General features: G+C 54.0%; 19 protein-coding genes. 17 read left to right on the top strand and 2 right to left on the bottom strand.

Annotation, left to right across the window (positions count from 1 at the left end):
• Positions 1–117: 117 nt before the first annotated feature.
• The 9 genes from LKE88_RS04000 to LKE88_RS03960 all read left to right on the top strand — a co-directional run bounded on the left by LKE88_RS04000 (position 118) and on the right by LKE88_RS03960 (position 9821).
• Positions 118–354, top strand: coding sequence for a FeoA family protein (locus tag LKE88_RS04000; protein ID WP_105327355.1), 237 nt, complete (start codon positions 118–120; stop codon positions 352–354).
• Positions 347–2398: a ferrous iron transport protein B gene (feoB, locus tag LKE88_RS03995; RefSeq protein ID WP_105327356.1), complete on the top strand. Its 2052-nt coding sequence runs from the start codon at positions 347–349 to the stop codon at positions 2396–2398. Before LKE88_RS04000 ends, feoB begins: the two co-directional genes overlap by 8 nt.
• Before the next feature lie 151 nt (positions 2399–2549).
• Complete coding sequence (locus LKE88_RS03990) at positions 2550–2768, top strand: cation transporter (RefSeq protein WP_105327357.1); 219 nt, start codon at positions 2550–2552, stop codon at positions 2766–2768.
• A gap of 42 nt (positions 2769–2810) precedes the next feature.
• On the top strand, positions 2811–4724 hold the full coding sequence (locus LKE88_RS03985) for a heavy metal translocating P-type ATPase (protein ID WP_105327358.1): 1914 nt from the start codon (positions 2811–2813) through the stop codon (positions 4722–4724).
• Between the two features lie 248 nt (positions 4725–4972).
• Positions 4973–5896, top strand: coding sequence for an N-acetyl-gamma-glutamyl-phosphate reductase (gene argC / locus LKE88_RS03980; RefSeq protein ID WP_105327359.1), 924 nt, complete (start codon positions 4973–4975; stop codon positions 5894–5896).
• Positions 5897–6192: 296 nt separating this feature from the next.
• A complete protein-coding gene (locus LKE88_RS03975; protein ID WP_105327360.1) occupies positions 6193–6741 on the top strand; it encodes an NADH peroxidase in 549 nt (182 codons plus the stop codon).
• Positions 6742–6942: 201 nt separating this feature from the next.
• Positions 6943–7887, top strand: a complete 945-nt coding sequence (locus LKE88_RS03970) for an AEC family transporter (RefSeq protein WP_105327361.1) — start codon at positions 6943–6945, stop codon at positions 7885–7887.
• Between the two features lie 243 nt (positions 7888–8130).
• The gene (locus LKE88_RS03965) at positions 8131–9075 is read left to right on the top strand and encodes an AEC family transporter (RefSeq protein WP_105327362.1); all 945 of its coding nucleotides are present in this window, start codon (positions 8131–8133) and stop codon (positions 9073–9075) included.
• A 32-nt stretch (positions 9076–9107) separates the two neighbouring features.
• On the top strand, positions 9108–9821 hold the full coding sequence (locus LKE88_RS03960; RefSeq protein ID WP_276802813.1) for a TetR/AcrR family transcriptional regulator: 714 nt from the start codon (positions 9108–9110) through the stop codon (positions 9819–9821).
• 95 nt (positions 9822–9916) lie between these two features.
• On the opposite strand, the gene LKE88_RS03955 is transcribed toward LKE88_RS03960, so the two are convergent.
• Entirely contained in the window at positions 9917–11116 is a 1200-nt protein-coding gene (locus tag LKE88_RS03955) for a VWA domain-containing protein (RefSeq protein WP_105327364.1), read from the bottom strand.
• Position 11117: 1 nt separating this feature from the next.
• Positions 11118–11918, bottom strand: a complete 801-nt coding sequence (locus LKE88_RS03950) for an AAA family ATPase (RefSeq protein ID WP_276802811.1) — start codon at positions 11916–11918, stop codon at positions 11118–11120.
• 543 nt (positions 11919–12461) lie between these two features.
• Here LKE88_RS03950 and LKE88_RS03945 point away from each other — a divergent pair.
• The 8 genes from LKE88_RS03945 to LKE88_RS03910 are packed head-to-tail and all read left to right on the top strand — an operon-like array spanning position 12462 to position 17709.
• On the top strand, positions 12462–13076 hold the full coding sequence (locus LKE88_RS03945; RefSeq protein WP_105327366.1) for an Asp23/Gls24 family envelope stress response protein: 615 nt from the start codon (positions 12462–12464) through the stop codon (positions 13074–13076).
• A complete protein-coding gene (gene amaP, locus LKE88_RS03940) occupies positions 13073–13594 on the top strand; it encodes an alkaline shock response membrane anchor protein AmaP (RefSeq protein ID WP_105327367.1) in 522 nt (173 codons plus the stop codon). The genes LKE88_RS03945 and amaP overlap by 4 nt, the downstream gene beginning before the upstream one ends.
• A gap of 10 nt (positions 13595–13604) precedes the next feature.
• Positions 13605–13829, top strand: a complete 225-nt coding sequence (locus tag LKE88_RS03935) for a DUF2273 domain-containing protein (RefSeq protein ID WP_105327368.1) — start codon at positions 13605–13607, stop codon at positions 13827–13829.
• Positions 13830–13855: 26 nt separating this feature from the next.
• Entirely contained in the window at positions 13856–14284 is a 429-nt protein-coding gene (gene nusB, locus LKE88_RS03930) for a transcription antitermination factor NusB (protein WP_105327369.1), read from the top strand.
• Positions 14274–15230: a Kae1-like domain-containing protein gene (locus LKE88_RS03925; protein ID WP_105327370.1), complete on the top strand. Its 957-nt coding sequence runs from the start codon at positions 14274–14276 to the stop codon at positions 15228–15230. Before nusB ends, LKE88_RS03925 begins: the two co-directional genes overlap by 11 nt.
• Positions 15227–16585, top strand: coding sequence for an exodeoxyribonuclease VII large subunit (xseA, locus tag LKE88_RS03920; RefSeq protein ID WP_231086163.1), 1359 nt, complete (start codon positions 15227–15229; stop codon positions 16583–16585). Before LKE88_RS03925 ends, xseA begins: the two co-directional genes overlap by 4 nt.
• A 3-nt stretch (positions 16586–16588) precedes the next feature.
• Complete coding sequence (xseB, locus tag LKE88_RS03915; RefSeq protein ID WP_105327372.1) at positions 16589–16834, top strand: exodeoxyribonuclease VII small subunit; 246 nt, start codon at positions 16589–16591, stop codon at positions 16832–16834.
• Positions 16834–17709, top strand: coding sequence for a polyprenyl synthetase family protein (locus LKE88_RS03910; protein WP_105327373.1), 876 nt, complete (start codon positions 16834–16836; stop codon positions 17707–17709). Before xseB ends, LKE88_RS03910 begins: the two co-directional genes overlap by 1 nt.
• The last annotated feature ends 4 nt before the right edge of the window (positions 17710–17713 follow it).

The raw sequence follows: 17713 nt of genomic DNA, 5'->3' as shown, positions 1-17713 counted from the left end.
GGGAAGTGCTAACAAACATTATCTTGGGTTTTTTCATCCTAACTGTGGACAGGTCCCCAGGTTCGTCCTATAATGGAAACAATGCGGAGATTCTTTATTTACACAGGGGGACTGTACATGCTGTTAAAAGATTTACAGATTGGAGAATCTGGAATCGTACGAAAAATAAATCTTCCCTTTCAGGTGGAACGGCGGCTGCAAGCCTTGGGCATGACCCCGGGCACCCAGATCAGCGTCATCAACCGGAAGGGCAAGGGCATTATGATTATCCTGCTGCGGGGCACCCGGTTTGCCCTGGGCTACAATATGACCCGGAACATTACCGTGGAAAAGGGGGCTGCACCCCATGTCTAAACACGAAAACCTGACCATTGGGTTCATCGGCAACCCCAACTGCGGCAAAACCACCCTGTTCAACGCCTATACCGGCGCCAATCTAAAGGTGGCCAACTGGCCCGGGGTAACCGTAGAGAAGGTGGAGGGCGCCATCCGCCACCACAACATGAACATCCGGCTGGTGGACCTGCCTGGGACCTACAGCCTGACCTCCTATACCATGGAAGAAATCGTTTCCCGGGACTTTATCCTCAGCGATGAAGTGGACGTGGTCATCAATGTGGTGGATGCCTCTGCCCTGGAGCGGAGCCTGTACCTGACCCTTCAGCTGCTGGAACTGGGCAAGCCCGTGGTGATGGCCCTGAATATGATGGATATTGTAGAAAAGCGGGGCATGGAAATCGACCTGCACCGGTTGCCGGAAATGCTGGGCATTCCGGTAATTCCCGTTTCGGCCCGGAAGCGTCGGGGCCTGGACGTACTGCTGCACGCAGCGGCCCACCATAAGGACGCCAAGTCCACGGACCCCTTGATCCACAACCACAAGGCCATGGGCAGCCATGTGCTGAACCACAAGGAATACGCCATGGTGTATTCGGATTCCATCGAGGATCGGATTGACCAGGTGGAAGCGGCCCTGGAGGCCCGCTATCCCGAACTGGTGAACAAGCGGTGGCACGCTATTAAGCTTCTGGAGCGGGACAAGGAAATCTGGAAGCGCTGTCCGGTGGACCTGCCGGAGGTGCTGGACAAGAACTACGAAACCCAGATTATCAAGGAAAAATACGATTTCTTTGAAGAAATCATTCGGGAAGTGCTGCTCCATAAGGAGGAGCGGGACAAGCTCACCGACCGGCTGGACAAGGTGCTCACGGACAATATCTGGGGCATTCCCGTGTTTCTGCTGATTATGGGGCTGGTGTTCTTCCTGACCTTTACGGTGGGCGACTGGCTGAAGGGGTATCTGGAAGCCGCCATTGGCTGGTTCAGCGACGGCCTGGCCGCCCAACTGGCTGCCTGGCAGGTCAACGCAGCCCTGACCAGCCTGATTATCGACGGGGCCCTGGGAGGCGTGGGCATCATCGTTACCTTCCTGCCCAACATCCTGATTTTGTTCCTGACCCTGGGCTTTTTGGAAGACAGCGGCTACATGGCCCGGGTAGCCTACGTGATGGAAGGCATCATGAGCAAGGTGGGGCTGTCCGGCAAGGCCTTTATCCCCATGCTGCTGGGCTTTGGCTGCACCGTGCCGGCGGTCATGGCCTCCCGGAGTCTGGAACACAAGCGGGACCGGTTGAAGGTTATCCTGGTAACGCCTTTTATGAGCTGCAACGCCCGGCTCACCATCTATATCCTGTTTTCCGAAATGTTCTTCGGGAACCGGGCCATGCTGGTGGCCTATTCCATGTATATGATTGGCCTTTTGGTGGCCATTCTGGTATCCCTGGTTATCCACTGGACGGATAAGGCCCGGCACAAGGACAAGGACGACTACCTGCTCATCGAGCTGCCGGAGTACAAGATGCCGGACCTGCGTACCGTGTGCATCTACGTGGAAGATAAGGTGAAAAGCTACCTGGAAAAGGCCGGCACCACCATCTTCCTGGCTACGCTGCTTATCTGGTTTGTGCTGAACTTTGGCCCCAGCGGCTATACCACCGACGCGGCCCAAAGCTACGGCGCCGTCCTAGGCCACTGGCTGGTACCGGTGTTCCGGCCCATCGGCCTGGGCTTCTGGCAGATTACCCTAGCACTGCTGGCCGGGATTTCCGCCAAGGAAGTGGTGGTTTCCAGCTGTGCCGTGCTTTTTGGCATTACCAATACGGGCTCCGGGGAAGGGCTGGGAGCCTTTGCTCAGGCCCTGGGGGGCATCGGCTTTACCTCCATCAACGCCCTGTGCCTGATGGTGTTCTGCCTTTTGTACGTGCCCTGTGCGGCGGCCCTGGCTACCATCCAGAAAGAAACCGGCAGCTGGAAATGGACCGCAGAAGAAGCCCTGTTCCAGCTGGCTGTGGCCTGGGGGTTCACCTTCCTGTGCTACCATTTGCTGCTGTTATTCTAGCTTTTGTTAAAAACTAAACAGTTTATTCTAAAAGAGGGATTTGGGACAACTTGTTCCAAGTCCCTCTTGACTATTCTCTGAAAATGGCGTATAAAGTAGGTAGAAACAATTAAAGAAATTTTTAATCGTTATTTCGGAGGAGGAACCCATTATGAAAAAGACTTATGCAATCAAAGCGGACTGCGCCAACTGTGCAGCCAAAATGGAAGAAACCGTTAAGCAAACTGCTGGTGTGACCGATGCTGTGGTGAATTATATGCTGCTGAAACTGAAGGTTACTTTTGCCGAAGGGGCAGACCCAAAAGCAGTAATGGCCCAAGCTCGAACCAATGTTCGGAAGATTGATGACGAGCTGGATATTGATTGTTAACAGCGTTACGATTAAATAAAACATTAATGGTAGGTGAGAATTATGGAGAAGGAGCACCAGGTGATGGTGGCCCGGATTGGGGCAGCCGCTCTGCTTACTGCGGTGGGCAGTTTCTTCCTGGGGGATTTGTCCGGACCCGGTCTGGACACAGGTTCTCGGGTGCTGCACGCGCTGCCCTATGTGCTGGGTTACATCATCATTTCCTATGATATTTTGCGCAAGGCCTGGCGAAACATCCGCAAGGGGCAGGTCTTTGACGAAAACTTTTTGATGGCTATAGCCAGTTTGGGGGCCTTGGGCCTGGCCATTTATGAAAACGGGGACTACGCGGAAGCCGTGGCCGTTATGCTGTTTTATCAAATTGGAGAAACCTTTGAAGATTATGCCGTGGACAAAAGCCGGCGCAATATCAGCGAGCTGATGGATATCCGGCCGGATTACGCCAATATTGAAAAGGACGGCAAGCTGGTTCAGGTGGACCCCGAGGACGTGGCCCCGGGTACCCGGATTGTTGTTCAGCCCGGGGAAAAGGTGCCCATTGACGGCGTGGTAGAGGCCGGTACTTCCTCCCTGGATACCGCAGCCCTTACCGGTGAAAGCCTGCCCCGTCAGGTGGCCCCCGGGGACGAAGTGGTCAGCGGCTGCATCAACCTGAATGGGGTGCTGACGGTAACCACCAGCAAGGACTTTGGCGAATCCACCGTCAGCAAGATTTTGGAATTGGTGGAAGACGCCGGTTCCCGGAAGGCCAAGTCGGAGGTCTTTATTTCCAAATTCGCCCGGGTCTACACCCCGGTGGTCTGCGGCAGTGCCCTGGCACTGTTCCTTTTGCCGCCTCTGGTACGGGTGGCGTTTTTGGGCCTGCCTCCTTCCTGGGAAACTTGGCTGTACCGGTCCCTGCTGTTCTTGGTTATCAGCTGCCCCTGCGCCCTGGTACTGAGCATTCCGCTAAGCTTCTTTGCCGGAATTGGGGGCGCCAGCCGGCAGGGCATTCTAATTAAGGGTGCCAACTACATGGAAACCCTGGCCAATACGGCCTATGTGGTTATGGATAAGACCGGGACCCTGACGGAAGGGGTCTTTGAAGTCTGCGGCATCCACCATACACCCCTGGAAAAGAAACAGGTGGTGGAACTGGCCGCCCTGGCCGAAAGCGCCTCCTCCCATCCCATCAGCAAAAGCCTTCAGAAGGCCTACGGACGGGAACTGGACCGGAGCCGGGTGAAAAACATCCAGGAGCTCAGCGGCAAAGGGGTCCTGGCAGAAGTGGACGGACACCAGATTGCAGCCGGCAACGGCAAGCTCATGGAACAATTGGGAGTTTCCTATATGGATTGCCATATGGTGGGCACCCTGGTGCATCTGGCTGTGGACGGCAAGTACGCCGGTCATATCCTCATTGCAGACAAGATTAAACCCCACGCGGCGCTGGCCATCGACAAGCTGAAGGAAGCTGGGGTGAAGGCGGTCATCATGCTCACCGGGGATTCCCGCAAGATTGCCGACGCTGTGGCTCAGCAACTGGGCATCCAAAAGGTGTACAGCGAGCTGCTTCCTGCCGGCAAGGTGGAAAAGGTGGAAGAACTGATTCAAAAGAAGAACCCCAAGGACAAGGTAGCCTTTGTGGGGGACGGCATCAACGACGCTCCGGTGCTTTCCCTGGCGGATATTGGCATTGCCATGGGGGCCCTGGGCTCCGATGCAGCCATTGAGGCTGCAGATGTGGTGCTGATGGACGACGATCCCTTGAAAATCAGCAAAGCCATTCGGATTGCCCGGAAGTGCGTGAGCATTGTGTACCAGAACATCGTACTTGCCATCGGCATCAAGGTTGTGGCCCTGATTTTGGGCGCCTTGGGGGTTATCAATATGTGGGTGGCCATTTTCGCCGATACCGGCGTTTTGATTTTGGCCGTGCTGAACGCCATGCGGTGTTTATTCGTAAAAGAAGCATAAAAATACAGTGGATGGGTTAATGCCTGTCCACTGTATTTTTTTGCCCTAAATGGTAAAAAACGGTGAAAAAGTGTGAATAAACGGGGATAATTTCCCTTTGTTAAGAAATTTTTTTTCGGAATTGAGAGAGCTTTTTGAGAGAAAACGGAAAAATAATTTTGCAAAAATATACCATTTTAGGAAATTTGTGCTATAATAGGGCTACTTTCATTTCAATAAAGAAATTACAGAGGCAAGGGGTGTGTACCATGTTTAAAGTATTTATCGACGGACAAGAAGGAACTACAGGCCTGCGCCTGGCTGAGCGCCTGGCCCGCCGCAGCGATATCAAACTGCTGTCCATTGACAGCGCCCTGCGGAAGAATACCCAGGCACGGCTGGAAAAAATCAGCCAGGCGGACGTGGCCTTCCTGTGCCTGCCCGATGCGGCTTCCAAGGAAATTGTGGAGGCTGCCAAGGACTGCCCCACCAAAATCATTGATACCTCTACGGCCTTCCGCTGCAGCGACGGCTGGGCCTATGGTTTCCCGGAATTGGGCCATGCCTACGCCAGTGCCGTTGCCAATAGTTCCCGCATTGCCAATCCGGGCTGCCACGCCACTGGCTCCATTGCCGTTTTGGCGCCCCTGGTGGCTGCTGGGCTGATTCCCGCTGACGGGCTGTATACCCTGACTTCCCTTACCGGGTATTCCGGCGGGGGCAAAAAGATGATTGCCGAGTACGAAAATCTCCACGATCCGGAACTGGACGCTCCCCGGCTGTACGGGCTGAACCAGAAGCACAAGCACCTGCCGGAAATTGCCAAATACGCCAAACTCACCACGGCACCCATTTTCCTGCCCATTGTGGCACCCTACTACAGCGGCATGCTGGTTACCGCCGGCTTTGCCAACACCCAGGGCCTGCCCCTGGCCGCCCTGCGGAAGCTGTTTGCTGACTTTTACGGCAAGCAGCCTTTCATTCAGGTGCAGACCAGTGAAGAACTGCCCAAGATGCTGGGTTCCAACAACCTGGCCGGTAAGGATTCCCTGAAAATCTACATTGCCGGCAATGAAGAGCGGTTCACTGTGTCCGCCCAGTTTGACAACCTGGGGAAGGGGGCCAGCGGCGCCGCCATTGAAAACATGAATATTGCTCTGGGGCTTGCCCCGGAAGAAGGCCTGGATTTATAAGCGCCAAGCCGTGAGCAGGACCGTTTCCTTTGCAGCAGCAGGGAAATGGTCCTGTTTTTGTTCCAGTTGCAACATAATTGCTGAATTTTATAATAATTATATGTATTGTTAAAATGGTAAGAGAAAAAATAGAAAAAAATTCTAAAAAAACCTCTTGCATTCGGCAGAAAAACTGCTATAATAAAGGTCGTAAAGGATAATAAATATCAAAAACGATTCCTTTCAAATCTATGTATAGTGTTGAAGGTCTATGTATAGAGCTGAAGGGAACCAAAAAATTAGGGGAGGCTTATATTATGAAAAAATTCATTTGTAGAGTGTGCGGTTACATTTATGAAGGTGAAGAAGCTCCGGAAAAGTGCCCTCAATGCGGCGCTCCTAAAGACAAATTCGATGAAATGAAAGACGGCGTTAAGGAATACGCTGACGAACATAAAGTTGGCGTAGCCAAAGGCGTTGATGAAAGAGTTCTGGAAGGCCTGCGTCAAAACTTCACTGGTGAATGCTCCGAAGTTGGTATGTACCTGGCTATGTCCCGTGTAGCCGATCGTGAAGGCTATCCGGAAGTTGCAGAAGCTTATAAACGCATCGCTTTTGAAGAAGCAGAACACGCTTCCAAGTTCGCTGAACTGTTGGGCGAAGTCGTTACCGACAGCACCAAGAAGAACCTGGAAATGAGAGCTGCTGCAGAACAAGGCGCTTGCGCTGGCAAGAAAGAAATCGCTACCTTGGCTAAACAACTGGGCTACGATGCCATCCATGATACGGTTCATGAAATGTGCAAAGACGAAGCTCGCCATGGTCGTGTATTCGATGGCCTGCTGGCTCGTTACTTCAGCAAATAAGCCTTCCCGGCTTTGCAAAAAAGTCTCTGTCCTCCTGAGTGGGGACAGGGATTTTTTTTGCCTTATTGGGACCTGAGGAAGTTTCCTCCCTTTTCCTTCAAGCGATTTCCGCCCCCATGCAGGGATTTGGACCTGTGTGCCGTAAAAGAATAGAAGAAGGCTTTTATGCGTTACAGGTCACAGCGGGAAGAAGGGAAGGGTATGGGAAACTTTGGCATCGCATTTAACGCAGTAGCGCCTCTTTTGCTTTTTATGCTGGCGGGACTGTTTGCCCGGCACCAGCTGCACTTGGGGGACCGGGCCGTGTCGGAACTGAACCGGCTGCTGTTTGGGGTGTTCCTGCCGGCCAATATGTTTGCGTCCGTGTACTTTACCCAGGCTTCCCAGCTGATTACCCCCAGCTTTATCCTGTACGGGGTCCTGTCCCTTTTGGCCGTCTACTGTCTGGGCTACTTTCTGGTGGTCCGTTTTGTAAAAAGCAACCGGAAACGGGGTGCCATGATCCAGGCCATCTACCGGAGCAATTTTATCCTTTTGGGGGTGCCCCTGATTGAGAATATCTACGGGGCCTACGCCGTGCCCGTACCCATGATGCTGGCAGCCTTTGTGGTGCCCATCTACAACGTGCTGGCCATCTTTACCCTGGAGCGTTTTCGCAGCGATACCCCGGACATCCGGCCGGGACACATCTTGGCCGGAGTCCTGCACAATCCCATGGTTATCGGGGCCATTCTGGGCCTTTGCTGCAAGCTGCTGCCTTTTGACCTGCCGGCCCTGGTGGAAAAATGCATTCACCAGCTGGCGTCCGTGACCACGCCTTTCGCCCTGGTGGTGCTGGGGGCTTCCTTTACCCTCCAGGGAGCCTACAGCGAGCTGAAGGAAGTGACCATCAGTGTGGTGGCCCGGCTGGTGCTGGCGCCGCTTTTGGTGGTAGGCGCGGGGCTTGCCCTGGGCTTTCGGGGCATTGAACTGGCCAGCCTTCTGGCCATGTCCGGGACGCCCGTTGCTGTGGCTTCCTTTGCCATGGCCCAGCAGATGGGCAGCGATGGGGAACTGGCTGGGGATACGGTGATCTTTTCCTGCGCCTTTTCCTTTATTACCCTGTTTTTGTGGATTTATGGCCTTCAGGCCCTGGGCGCACTCTAGGACTCCTGGAGGGGGGCAATAGGCTGGCTTTTCTCCCTGGCAGGTTTTGGCAAAATCCGGACTCATCAGTCAGAAAACTGACTCTATAGTTCCTTTGTTGAACAAAATGAGAAGGAAAAGTCAGAAAACTGTCAAATATTGTCCCAAAATCCCTATGGAAAGCCGGGGATTATTTACCTTTTTCGGAATTTGTGATAATCTTAAAAATTGAAGTGTATACCAATTGCCAAGGAGGCTTAACGTATGGGAAATTTTGTGGTTGCCTTAAATGCCGTAGCCCCCTTGCTGCTTTTCATGCTGGTGGGACTCTTTGCCCGGCACGCTTTTCATTTTACGGACAAATCCGTATCCACGTTTAACAAGCTTTTATTTGGACTGTTCCTGCCCTCCACCATGTTTTCCTCGGTGTATTTTACCAAGGCGGAAACCATGGCGGCCCCGGCCTTTATCGCTTATGGGTTCTGCTCCGTGTTGGCGGTGGCTTTTCTGGCCTATCTGGTAGTAACCCATTTCGTCAAGGATGACAAGAAACGGGGAGCCATGATCCAGGCCATCTACCGGAGCAATTTTATCCTTTTGGGGGTTCCTCTGGTAGAAAATATCTATGGGCCAGAAGCCGTAGCCGTACCCATGCTGCTGGCGGCCTTTGTGGTGCCCCTGTACAATGTACTGGCAGTCATTATCCTGGAGACCTTCCGGGGCGGCAAAAGCACCCTGACCTTCAAAAAGCTGGTCAAGGGGGTCCTGACCAATCCCATGATTGTAGGCGCTCTCCTGGGCCTTTTCTGCCGACTTTTGCCCTTTCCCCTGCCGGCCATGGTGGTGAAATGCGTCAAACAGATGGCAGCTACTACCACGCCCCTGGCCCTGGTGATTCTGGGAATTTCCTTTACGGTCCAGGCGGTGTTGGGAGAACTCCGCTATTTGGTCATTACCATTTTTAGCAGACTGGTACTGGCGCCCCTTTTGGTGGTGGGCGTAGCCATTGCCCTGGGCCTTAGAGGCGTGGAACTGGCAACCCTGATCGGCATGGCGGCTACCCCCTGTGCGGTGGCGTCCTTTGCCATGGCCCAGCAGATGGACAGTGATGGGCAGCTGGCAGGAAACTGCGTAATCTTTTCTACAGCAATTTCATTTGTTACCATGTTCTTCTGGATTTTGGCGGTCCAGAGCATGGGACTCCTGTAAGCAGGAATATTTTGTATGATGAAGTGAACGGTATGGTCAAAATCAATCAATCCCTTTCCAAGGAAAAACGCATCTTGAAGGCGGCGGAAACGGTCTTTTCCAAAAAAGGCTATTCCCAGGCCACCCTGGATGAAGTCATCAAAATAGCCGACACGGGCAAGGGAACTGTATACAAGTATTACCAAAACAAGGAAAACCTGTTCTATACCCTGATTAGTGAAAAAAGCAGACGATTTTCCGCTTCTTTGGAAAAAGCCTACAAGGACAATGCTTCCTTTAAAGACCAGATGACCCAGTACGCTTATACCTGCATCAAATTCTTTACCAAGCAGGAAGTGCTGTGGTCCGTGCTGCTGTTTGAAGTGCTCAACGAGCAGGGGGGCTGGCGCCTGTTGTGGGATGATACTCTCCAGGATTACAAAGTGGAAATCCGTTGGGGCAAGGGCCCTTCAGAGCAGGAAGTAGCCGTGAAAAAGCGCTACGCCGAGCTGCTGCGAGCAGAAATCATGCCCCTGCGCCAAATCCTTCATGATGCCATTGCGGCAGGCTTTATCAAACCCATTGCCAATCTGCCCATGATGACGGAAAACTTCTTCTTCTCTCTGGTGATGCTGGTGTTCCAGCATACTGTGAACCCCGAAAATATGGAAAAATCCGTGGACGAGATGCTCAATCGTTTCCTCTACGGCCATTGGCTTGGCAGCACTGCCCCTGAAGAAACGGGGACAGGAAAGACCAGCAAATAGACTGGTAAAATGTAAGCAATCCCAAAAGAAAAGCAGTCCAGCTACAGGAAAATCTGTAGCTAGACTGCTTTTTTGCGTATAGGAAAACTTTTTGTTTAGACCTGGGTACCTTTTTTCCGCAGGGCATCCATGGACGCTTCCAGACCCTTGATGGTCATGGGGAACATATCCACCCGCTTGCGGATTTGGGCCAGGGTGTAGTAGTACCGCCAGTTCACTTCTCGCATGGGATTTAGCCAAATGGAGGCGGGGTACAGCTGCAGCAGTTCCTCCAGCCAGGAAATCCCCGGGCGGTTGTTGCCCTGGATGTAGTCGATATTGCCGTTCACATCCATGAGTTCTTCTTCCCCCATCCGGGCGTCGCCTACGATGATTACCTGGTAGCCATTTTTGTACTGGTGGAAAACCCATTCGGTGTCAATCCGGTTTTCCCAGGCGCAGTCGGGCTTGGTGAACAGGTAGTCGTAGAAGATGTTGTGGAAGTAGAAAATCTTCAGGTCCTTGAACTGGTTGTTCTTGGTTACGGCCTGAAACAGCCGCCGGCACAAATCCGCAAACCCCCACATGGAACCGCCGCTGTCCATGAGCAGCAGCAGCCGGGTCTGGTTTTTTCGGGGCCGTTTGTAGATTACGTCCAGCAGCCCGCCCCGGTTGGAGGTGGCCTTAATGGTTTCGTCAATATCCAGCTCGTCCTTGGGCTGTTCATTTTGGCTGGAAAGCCGGCGCAGCTTGCGCAGGGCTACCTGGAACTGCCGGATGTCCAGCACCGTATCATCCCGGAAATCCCGGAAATGCCGCTCCTGGGCAATGGAAAAGGCGCTGTGCCAGGTGCCCTTGCCCATAATCCGGATGCCCTTGGGAGCGTAGCCTGAATGGCCAAAGGCCGTCTGGCCCCCGGTACCCACCCAGGTGGTGCCGCCATTGTGCTGCTCCTTTTGCAGCTTGAACCGCTCCTCCAATAGGTCATTGATTTCCTCTTTGGTAAATTGGTTCCAGATCCGGTCCACTTCTTCCTTGTTGTAGGGCGTGGCGGGGGCAGCTTTTTCCAGCCACTTTTCAAAAGCCTCCGGGATAATGCCCAAATCCACCAGATTTTGGAAATACGCCGTAAAAGCCTGGTCAAAGCGGTCGTAATCTGTTTCCTTTTTGATTAAGGTGGTGCGGGCCAGATAATAGAACTCGGTAAAGCTGTTCTGGTGCAGTCCCAGGCGCAAAGCCTCCAAAAACGTATCCCATTCAATCAGACTTACTTTGACACCATAAGACCGCAGCTGGTAAAAGAAGTCCGTAAACATATCAGTACCCCGCCCTTTGAAGGTCCTCGGTTTTCTTCAGCAGTACGCCAATGTAGGGCAGCTTCTCATTCAGTTTGTCTGCCGGCACGCCGCCGATGAGCAGGGCCTGGATCCAGTCCAGCAGCTCCGCCGTGCTGGGCTTTTTGTTGATGTCCGGCAGTTTGCGCAGCTTGTAGAAGGCAGCGGTGGCGCTCTCCAGCAGATCTTCTGCCAGGGTGGGGAACTTGGCTAGGACAATTTCCCGCATGGTGTCCGGCTCCGGGAAGGCAATGTAATGGAAAATGCAGCGGCGCAGGAATGCGTCGGGCAGCTCTTTTTCCGCATTGGAGGTAATGATGACAATGGGCTTATGAATGGCTTTCACCGTTTCCTTGGTTTCCGGAATGTAAAATTCCATTTTATCCAGTTCCCAGAGCAGGTCGTTGGGGAACTCCAGGTCCGCCTTGTCAATTTCGTCAATGAGCAGCACCGCCTGTTTCTGGGATTGGAAAGCTTCCCCCAGTTTGCCCAAATGAATGTAGCGGCTGATATCGTCCACGCCGGCTGTGCCAAATTGGCTGTCGTACAGCCGCTGTACCGCATCGTACAGGTACAGGCCGTCCTGGGCCTTGGTGGTGGATTTGATGCTCCAAATGTACAGGGGCAGCTCCAGGGCCTTGGCCACTTCTTCGGCCAGAACAGTTTTTCCGGTGCCGGGTTCCCCCTTGACCAGCAGCGGTTTCCCCAGGGCAGCTGCAATATTCACACTGCGCAGCAAATCTTCCGACGCAATATAGGTAAAGGTTCCTTTAAATTCCTTCATAACTAAACTCCTTTGAAATATACAGAATTATCTCCATTATAGCATGGAGCGCCGGTGATTTACAGATGGGCAACGGAGAACCTTTGCGGGCGAGGCTTGCATGGGCAGTTTAACCAGGTAAAATACAGCCGCCTCTGAAAGTTTTAGCATTTACACCTTCTGGCAGAAATATCCTCAAGTCCTTGAAAATTTATGCTCCTGACCCAAAGAAAATTTGCCTCAATTGCATTTAACAGGAACTAGTTTTTACGAAATTTGCATATTGAAAGAACATATGTTCGTTTGTTATACTATAGGCAATGGGCGTGGTGGTGCAGAACGCTTCCAGCTACACAATGTATCCTTTTTCAGGCTGGGGAACCTACGCCCTTCTTCCAACAGCCGGGAAACCGCATTTTCCTGCTGACCCCGGAATCCCACGCTGCCAGGCACGGCATAGGTCAACCAAGGCAAAATTACCTATATTGACTATCATATATTGGAATGATTTGTTATAATAAAGGGATTAGAAATGTATAAACTTGCGTTTGAGGAGAAGGTCCTATGAACGAAGAAAATGAAAATCTAACGCCCCCCATTGATGGGGATCCGGACCAGGAGGATATGGGTGCCATCAAGGTAGCCGACGAGGTTCTGAGCATTGTGGCAGGACTGGCGGCTTCCGAGGTCACCGGAGTCTACGGCATGAGCGGCGGTATCCGGGAAGGGCTTACGGATATGCTGGGCAAGCAGAACTTTTCCAAGGGCATCAAGGTCTATACGGAAGGGCATACCGTCCGGGTGGAAGTCCATGTGATCATTACCTATGGCTACAACATTCCCGATGTGGCCATTAAGCTTCAGGAAAAGGTCAAAGAGGCCGTGGAAAACATGACCGGCTATGAAGTCACCGGCGTGGACGTCCATGTGGAAGGGGTCCGCAAGAAAGAAGAAAAGCCGTTCTCCGACAAGGATTATACAGATGAACTGGTAAAGAAGTGGGAAGAACCTCCTGCTGAGCCGGCAGCCCTGCCGGAGTCCGCAGAAGGGGCAGCCAAAGAAAATAGTACTGAGGCACCGGCTCCCCAGCAGGAAGCCCCAGCGCCCCAGGCAGCTGCCACTCCCGAAACAGAAAAGGCCAAAACTGCTGAAGGCGGGACTCCGGAGGTAGAACCATGAGCATACTGGATCGGATTATCTTAACCCTTTATACCTGCATTATGGCCGTAGTGGCCGTTTTGGTGGTGGTGGTCAGCGTCAACGGGATTCCCGTGGCGGACCTGATGGATTTTGCCGCCCAGGTGCCGGGCCGCATTGAGTATACGGTGGGCGGCCTGGTGCTGTTTTTGGTGAGCATCCGCCTGATTGTGGCCAGCTGGAGCCCCGGCGGCAGCAACGACCTGACCTTTGAAAACGACCGGGAAGGGGTCATCCATGTGAGCCAAGGAGCCATGGAAGACTACATTGCCGGCTTTACCAATGATGTGTACGGGGTGTTCGGCGCCAAGGTCCGGGTCAAGATGGCCAAGGATAACCAGCTGAATGTGCGGATCAACGCTTCCATTGAGCCGGGCATCAACATTCCCGATACCACCGACGAAGTGAAGCGCACCGTCAAAAAGAACATCAAGAATGTAATCGGCGTGGATGTGGCCGATGTAGCACTCTATTTTAAGCATATCAAGGCGAAGGAATAGGGGGTTCACTATGTGGCAGGAAATCCTGAAAAAATTGTTTGAAACCTCCCGCTGGCGGATTATTTGCGCTTTCACCGGACTGGTGGTAGGCGTATTATTCATCCTGTTGGGATTTTTCCGGGCGGTATTTTTATTGTTTTGTATCGGCCTGGGATTTTATATTGGAAACAAAATGGACGAAGGCGAGGATCTGGTGGATTTGCTGGATAACCTGCTGCCGCCCTATCGCAAATAGAATAGAAAAGAACCGGAGAGAAAGAAATGAGCAGAAGAGACGCACGTACCATTGCCTTAAAGAGTTTATTTGCCCTGGATTTTGACCAGGAGAAGACAGAACAAACCGCAGCCGAAACCGTGGCTTCCTTGGCCACTGAAGAAGAATTTGCCAAGGTAGGCAAGAAGGACAGAGCCTATGCCCTGGCCCTGGTGGAAGGCACGGAAAAAAATCAGGCTGCCATTGATGCAGAGCTGGAATCCCTGTCCGGGAACTGGAAAGTGGAGCGCATGAGCGCCATTGACCGGAACCTGCTGCGGATTGCCGCTTATGAAATCCTCTATGCTCCGGAGCCCGTACCGGCCGCAGTGGCCATCAACGAGGCTGTGGAACTGGCCAAAGCCTACGGCGGAGATGATTCCCCGTCCTTTATCAACGGCCTGTTGGGACACCTGGTGAAAAAACATGGTGCCTGAGGAAGCCGTGCTGGGTATAGATACCAGCTGTTATACCACTTCTGTGGCTGTTCTCAGCCTGGAAGGAAAGCTGCTTGCCGATGAGCGCCGGCTGCTGAAGGTAAAACCCGGCAGACGGGGGCTCGCCCAATCGGAAATGGTCTTTCAGCATACCCGCAACCTTCCTGAATTAATTGAAAAAATCAATCTGGCCGGCATATCTCTTAAAGCGATCGGAGTCTCGGAAAGACCCCGGCCGCTGGAAGAATCCTATATGCCGGCCTTTCTGGCAGGCTTGGGAACCGCCAGAAGCCTGGCCCATCTGCTGGGACTGCCCCTTTATACCACTACCCACCAGCATAACCATATGTATGCCGGCCTGTGGTCCGTGGGGCAGGAGGCTCCGGAACGGTTCCTGCTGGTGCATATTTCCGGGGGAACCACGGATATGCTCCTGGCCGAAAAGACCCCGGAAGGGGAAGTGCGGCTGACCCCGGAGGGCACCAGCATTGACCTGCACGCCGGTCAGTTCATTGACCGGGTGGGGGTGGCCCTGGGCCTTGCCTTTCCCGCCGGTGCTGCCCTGGAAAAGCTGGCCGAAACGGCGGCTAAGGCCTATCCGCTGCCCGTTTGGACCAAGGAGTCCCAGCTGAGCCTGTCCGGTCCCTGCACCAAGGCCCTTAGGGCTGCCCAGCAGGGGGCAGACCCGGCGGAGCTGGCCCTGGGAGTGGAAACGGCCATTGGCCAGGGCCTTGGCAAGGTGCTGGGCTATTTGTGCGGGAAGTACAACGTAACCAAGGTACTTCTGGCCGGCGGGGTCAGCGCCAACGGGGAAATCCGCCGGCAGGTGGGCAGCGCCTTGACCAAACAAGGCTGCCAGCTGTGGGCGCCGGAGCCCCGCTATAGTGTGGACGGTGCCGTGGGCACCGCTTGGTATACGGCCCAAAAGGAGGGACGGAAGCCATGATTTTTGGCAAAATCTATACAGTTACGGAAGTCAACAAGATTGTCAAAGGTCTGATCCATGAGGAACCGGAATTTGCCAATCTCCAGATTCAGGGGGAAGTGTCCAACTTCCGCCAGTATCCTTCCGGCCACTGTTATTTCAATTTAAAAGACGACCGGGGCCTTTTAAAGGCCGTGATGTTTGCCGGGGCTGCCCGGCGTCTGAAGGCCCTGCCCAAAAACGGGGATCAGGTCATGGGCGTTGGCCGCATTGACCTATACGAACGGGACGGGGTCTACCAATTTTACGTAGATATGCTGATGCCCCTGGGGGCTGGCAATCTGATGGCAGCCTTTGAGGAATTAAAGCAGAAGCTTTCCGCCGAAGGTCTGTTTGACCCGGAGAAAAAGCGCCCCCTGCCGGCCCATCCGGAAGTGGTGGGGGTCATTACCTCCTCTGCTGGAGCAGCGGTCCGGGATATTATCAACGTAGCCGGCCGCCGGGACCCGGGGGTCAAAATCCGGCTTTACCCGGTAAAGGTCCAGGGTACGGAAGCCCCCGAAGAAATTGTCCGGGGCATCCGCTTCATGAACCGGCACAAACTGGCCGACGTATTGATTGTGGGCCGGGGCGGCGGGTCCATGGAAGACCTGTGGGCCTTTAACGACGAGCGGGTGGTCCGGGCCATTGCGGCCTCCCAGATTCCTGTGGTTTCCGCAGTGGGCCACGAAATTGACTTTACCCTCAGTGACTTTGCCGCGGACCTTAGGGCGCCCACCCCGTCTGCAGCAGCAGAGCTGGCGGTGCCGGAACGCACCGGGGACCGGGAAAAGCTCCAGAACCTGACCAGACGTCTGGAACGCCAGGTCACCAGTGCCCTGGACCAGTGGGAAAACAGATTTCTGCGGGCTGCCCAGTCCCGGGTGCTGCGCCATCCGGAGGGACTGCTGAAAGACCAGCAGGAGCGGCTGGAACGGGCCGTTGCTTCCTGGGTGTTTACCCGGCCGGAACGGCTGTGGGAAAACAAAAGCCGGCAGCTGGAACGGCTGCAAAGCTCCTGGACCTTGCGGGAACCGGAGCGGCTGTGGGAAGACCAGAGCCAGCAGCTTGATATGCTGCTCCAGCGGCTCCAGGCTTCGGCCAAACAAGCCCTGGAAATCCGGCAGCACCGGTGGGAAGTGGTAAGTTCCAAGCTGGAAGCCCTGAGCCCTTATGCGGTGCTCCAGCGGGGCTACTCGTTAACTGAAACTGACAAGGGCCAGGTTATCCGGTCCATCTCCCAGGTAGAGCCGGGCAGCCGGCTGGTTACCCATGTGGCAGATGGTACCGTGGTATCCACGGCTCAGGAGATACAGGAGAAAAAGGAAGGACAATAAACCATGGTGAGAAAAAAAGCAGAAACCCCGTCCTTTGAAGAGGGACTGAAACGGCTGGAAACCATTGTAGAACAACTGGAAAGCGGCGAACTGCCCCTGGAAGAAACCCTGGCCCTGTTCAAGGAAGGCATGGGGCTCAGCAAGCAGTGTGCAGGCCAGCTGCAGCAGGCCCAGCAGGATGTGAAGAAAATCGTGGAAGACGGCAAGGACGACTTTTCCTTAGCCCTTTTCCCGGAGGAGAAAGAATAATGGAACTGAAAAGTTATTTGGCAGAGCGGGGCAAACTGGTAGGGGACTACCTGCACCAGCGTCTGGGCCAGGGGAGCATCTCCCCGGTAGATGAAGCCATGGAATATTCCGTGGAAGCAGGCGGCAAGCGGCTGCGGCCTATTTTGATGATGGCAGCGGCCGATGCAGCAGGCGCCGACGGCACCAAGTTTTTGCCGGTGGCCTCCGCCCTGGAAATGATTCATACCTATTCCCTGATCCACGATGACCTGCCCTCCATGGACAACGACGACTACCGCCGGGGCCGGCTCACCAACCACAAGGTGTACGGGGACGCCATGGCGCTGCTGGCCGGGGACGGCCTTTTGACCCAGGCCTTTGAAGTCATGCTGGAACAGCCAGGCGTAGACCCTGCGGTCCTTTTGAAAGTTGTCCGGCTGGTGGCCCACTGCGCTGGCCCTGTAGGCATGGTAGGGGGGCAAGCTTTGGATATTACCTCCGAAGACAAGCACCTGTCCGCCGCCGAAATGAAACAGCTCCATGAAGCCAAAACCGGTGCCCTGTTTGTGGCAGCGGTCCGGGGCGGGGCCCTGCTGGCCGGAGCTGATGCCAAGACCCTGGAAGACCTGACCCATTTTGCCAAACTCTTTGGCCTGGCCTTCCAGATTACCGACGATATCCTGGATGTGGTAGGGGACGCAGCCGTTATGGGCAAGCCCAAGGGCTCCGATGAGAAGCTGCATAAATCCACCTACGTATCCTTGTATTCCTTAGAAAAAGCCCGGGAAATGGCTGCAGAAACCCTGCGCGAAGCCGAAGCAGTACTGGCTCCCTACGGGGAAAAGGCCGAAGTACTGTTAGAAATCACCCGGTATCTATACAATCGCAAGAAGTAAGTGA

The sequence above is a fragment of the Acidaminococcus hominis genome (assembly GCF_022484025.1).
In the GTDB taxonomy this organism is placed as follows: Bacteria; Bacillota; Negativicutes; order Acidaminococcales; family Acidaminococcaceae; genus Acidaminococcus; species Acidaminococcus hominis.
The sequence above is the reverse complement of the archived record's forward strand: the minus strand, read 5'-3'. Positions and strand labels throughout refer to the sequence as shown.

Excerpts from the sequence above, each read along its gene's own strand:
- LKE88_RS04000 (WP_105327355.1), top strand. The coding sequence starts at position 118 with ATGCTGTTAAAAGATTTACAGATTGGAGAATCTGGAATCGTACGAAAA.
- feoB (WP_105327356.1), top strand. The coding sequence starts at position 347 with ATGTCTAAACACGAAAACCTGACCATTGGGTTCATCGGCAACCCCAAC.
- LKE88_RS03990 (WP_105327357.1), top strand. The coding sequence starts at position 2,550 with ATGAAAAAGACTTATGCAATCAAAGCGGACTGCGCCAACTGTGCAGCC.
- LKE88_RS03985 (WP_105327358.1), top strand. The coding sequence starts at position 2,811 with ATGGAGAAGGAGCACCAGGTGATGGTGGCCCGGATTGGGGCAGCCGCT.
- argC (WP_105327359.1), top strand. The coding sequence starts at position 4,973 with ATGTTTAAAGTATTTATCGACGGACAAGAAGGAACTACAGGCCTGCGC.
- LKE88_RS03975 (WP_105327360.1), top strand. The coding sequence starts at position 6,193 with ATGAAAAAATTCATTTGTAGAGTGTGCGGTTACATTTATGAAGGTGAA.
- LKE88_RS03970 (WP_105327361.1), top strand. The coding sequence starts at position 6,943 with ATGGGAAACTTTGGCATCGCATTTAACGCAGTAGCGCCTCTTTTGCTT.
- LKE88_RS03965 (WP_105327362.1), top strand. The coding sequence starts at position 8,131 with ATGGGAAATTTTGTGGTTGCCTTAAATGCCGTAGCCCCCTTGCTGCTT.
- LKE88_RS03960 (WP_276802813.1), top strand. The coding sequence starts at position 9,108 with ATGGTCAAAATCAATCAATCCCTTTCCAAGGAAAAACGCATCTTGAAG.
- LKE88_RS03955 (WP_105327364.1), bottom strand. The coding sequence starts at position 11,116 with ATGTTTACGGACTTCTTTTACCAGCTGCGGTCTTATGGTGTCAAAGTA.
- LKE88_RS03950 (WP_276802811.1), bottom strand. The coding sequence starts at position 11,918 with ATGAAGGAATTTAAAGGAACCTTTACCTATATTGCGTCGGAAGATTTG.
- LKE88_RS03945 (WP_105327366.1), top strand. The coding sequence starts at position 12,462 with ATGAACGAAGAAAATGAAAATCTAACGCCCCCCATTGATGGGGATCCG.
- amaP (WP_105327367.1), top strand. The coding sequence starts at position 13,073 with ATGAGCATACTGGATCGGATTATCTTAACCCTTTATACCTGCATTATG.
- LKE88_RS03935 (WP_105327368.1), top strand. The coding sequence starts at position 13,605 with ATGTGGCAGGAAATCCTGAAAAAATTGTTTGAAACCTCCCGCTGGCGG.
- nusB (WP_105327369.1), top strand. The coding sequence starts at position 13,856 with ATGAGCAGAAGAGACGCACGTACCATTGCCTTAAAGAGTTTATTTGCC.
- LKE88_RS03925 (WP_105327370.1), top strand. The coding sequence starts at position 14,274 with ATGGTGCCTGAGGAAGCCGTGCTGGGTATAGATACCAGCTGTTATACC.
- xseA (WP_231086163.1), top strand. The coding sequence starts at position 15,227 with ATGATTTTTGGCAAAATCTATACAGTTACGGAAGTCAACAAGATTGTC.
- xseB (WP_105327372.1), top strand. The coding sequence starts at position 16,589 with ATGGTGAGAAAAAAAGCAGAAACCCCGTCCTTTGAAGAGGGACTGAAA.
- LKE88_RS03910 (WP_105327373.1), top strand. The coding sequence starts at position 16,834 with ATGGAACTGAAAAGTTATTTGGCAGAGCGGGGCAAACTGGTAGGGGAC.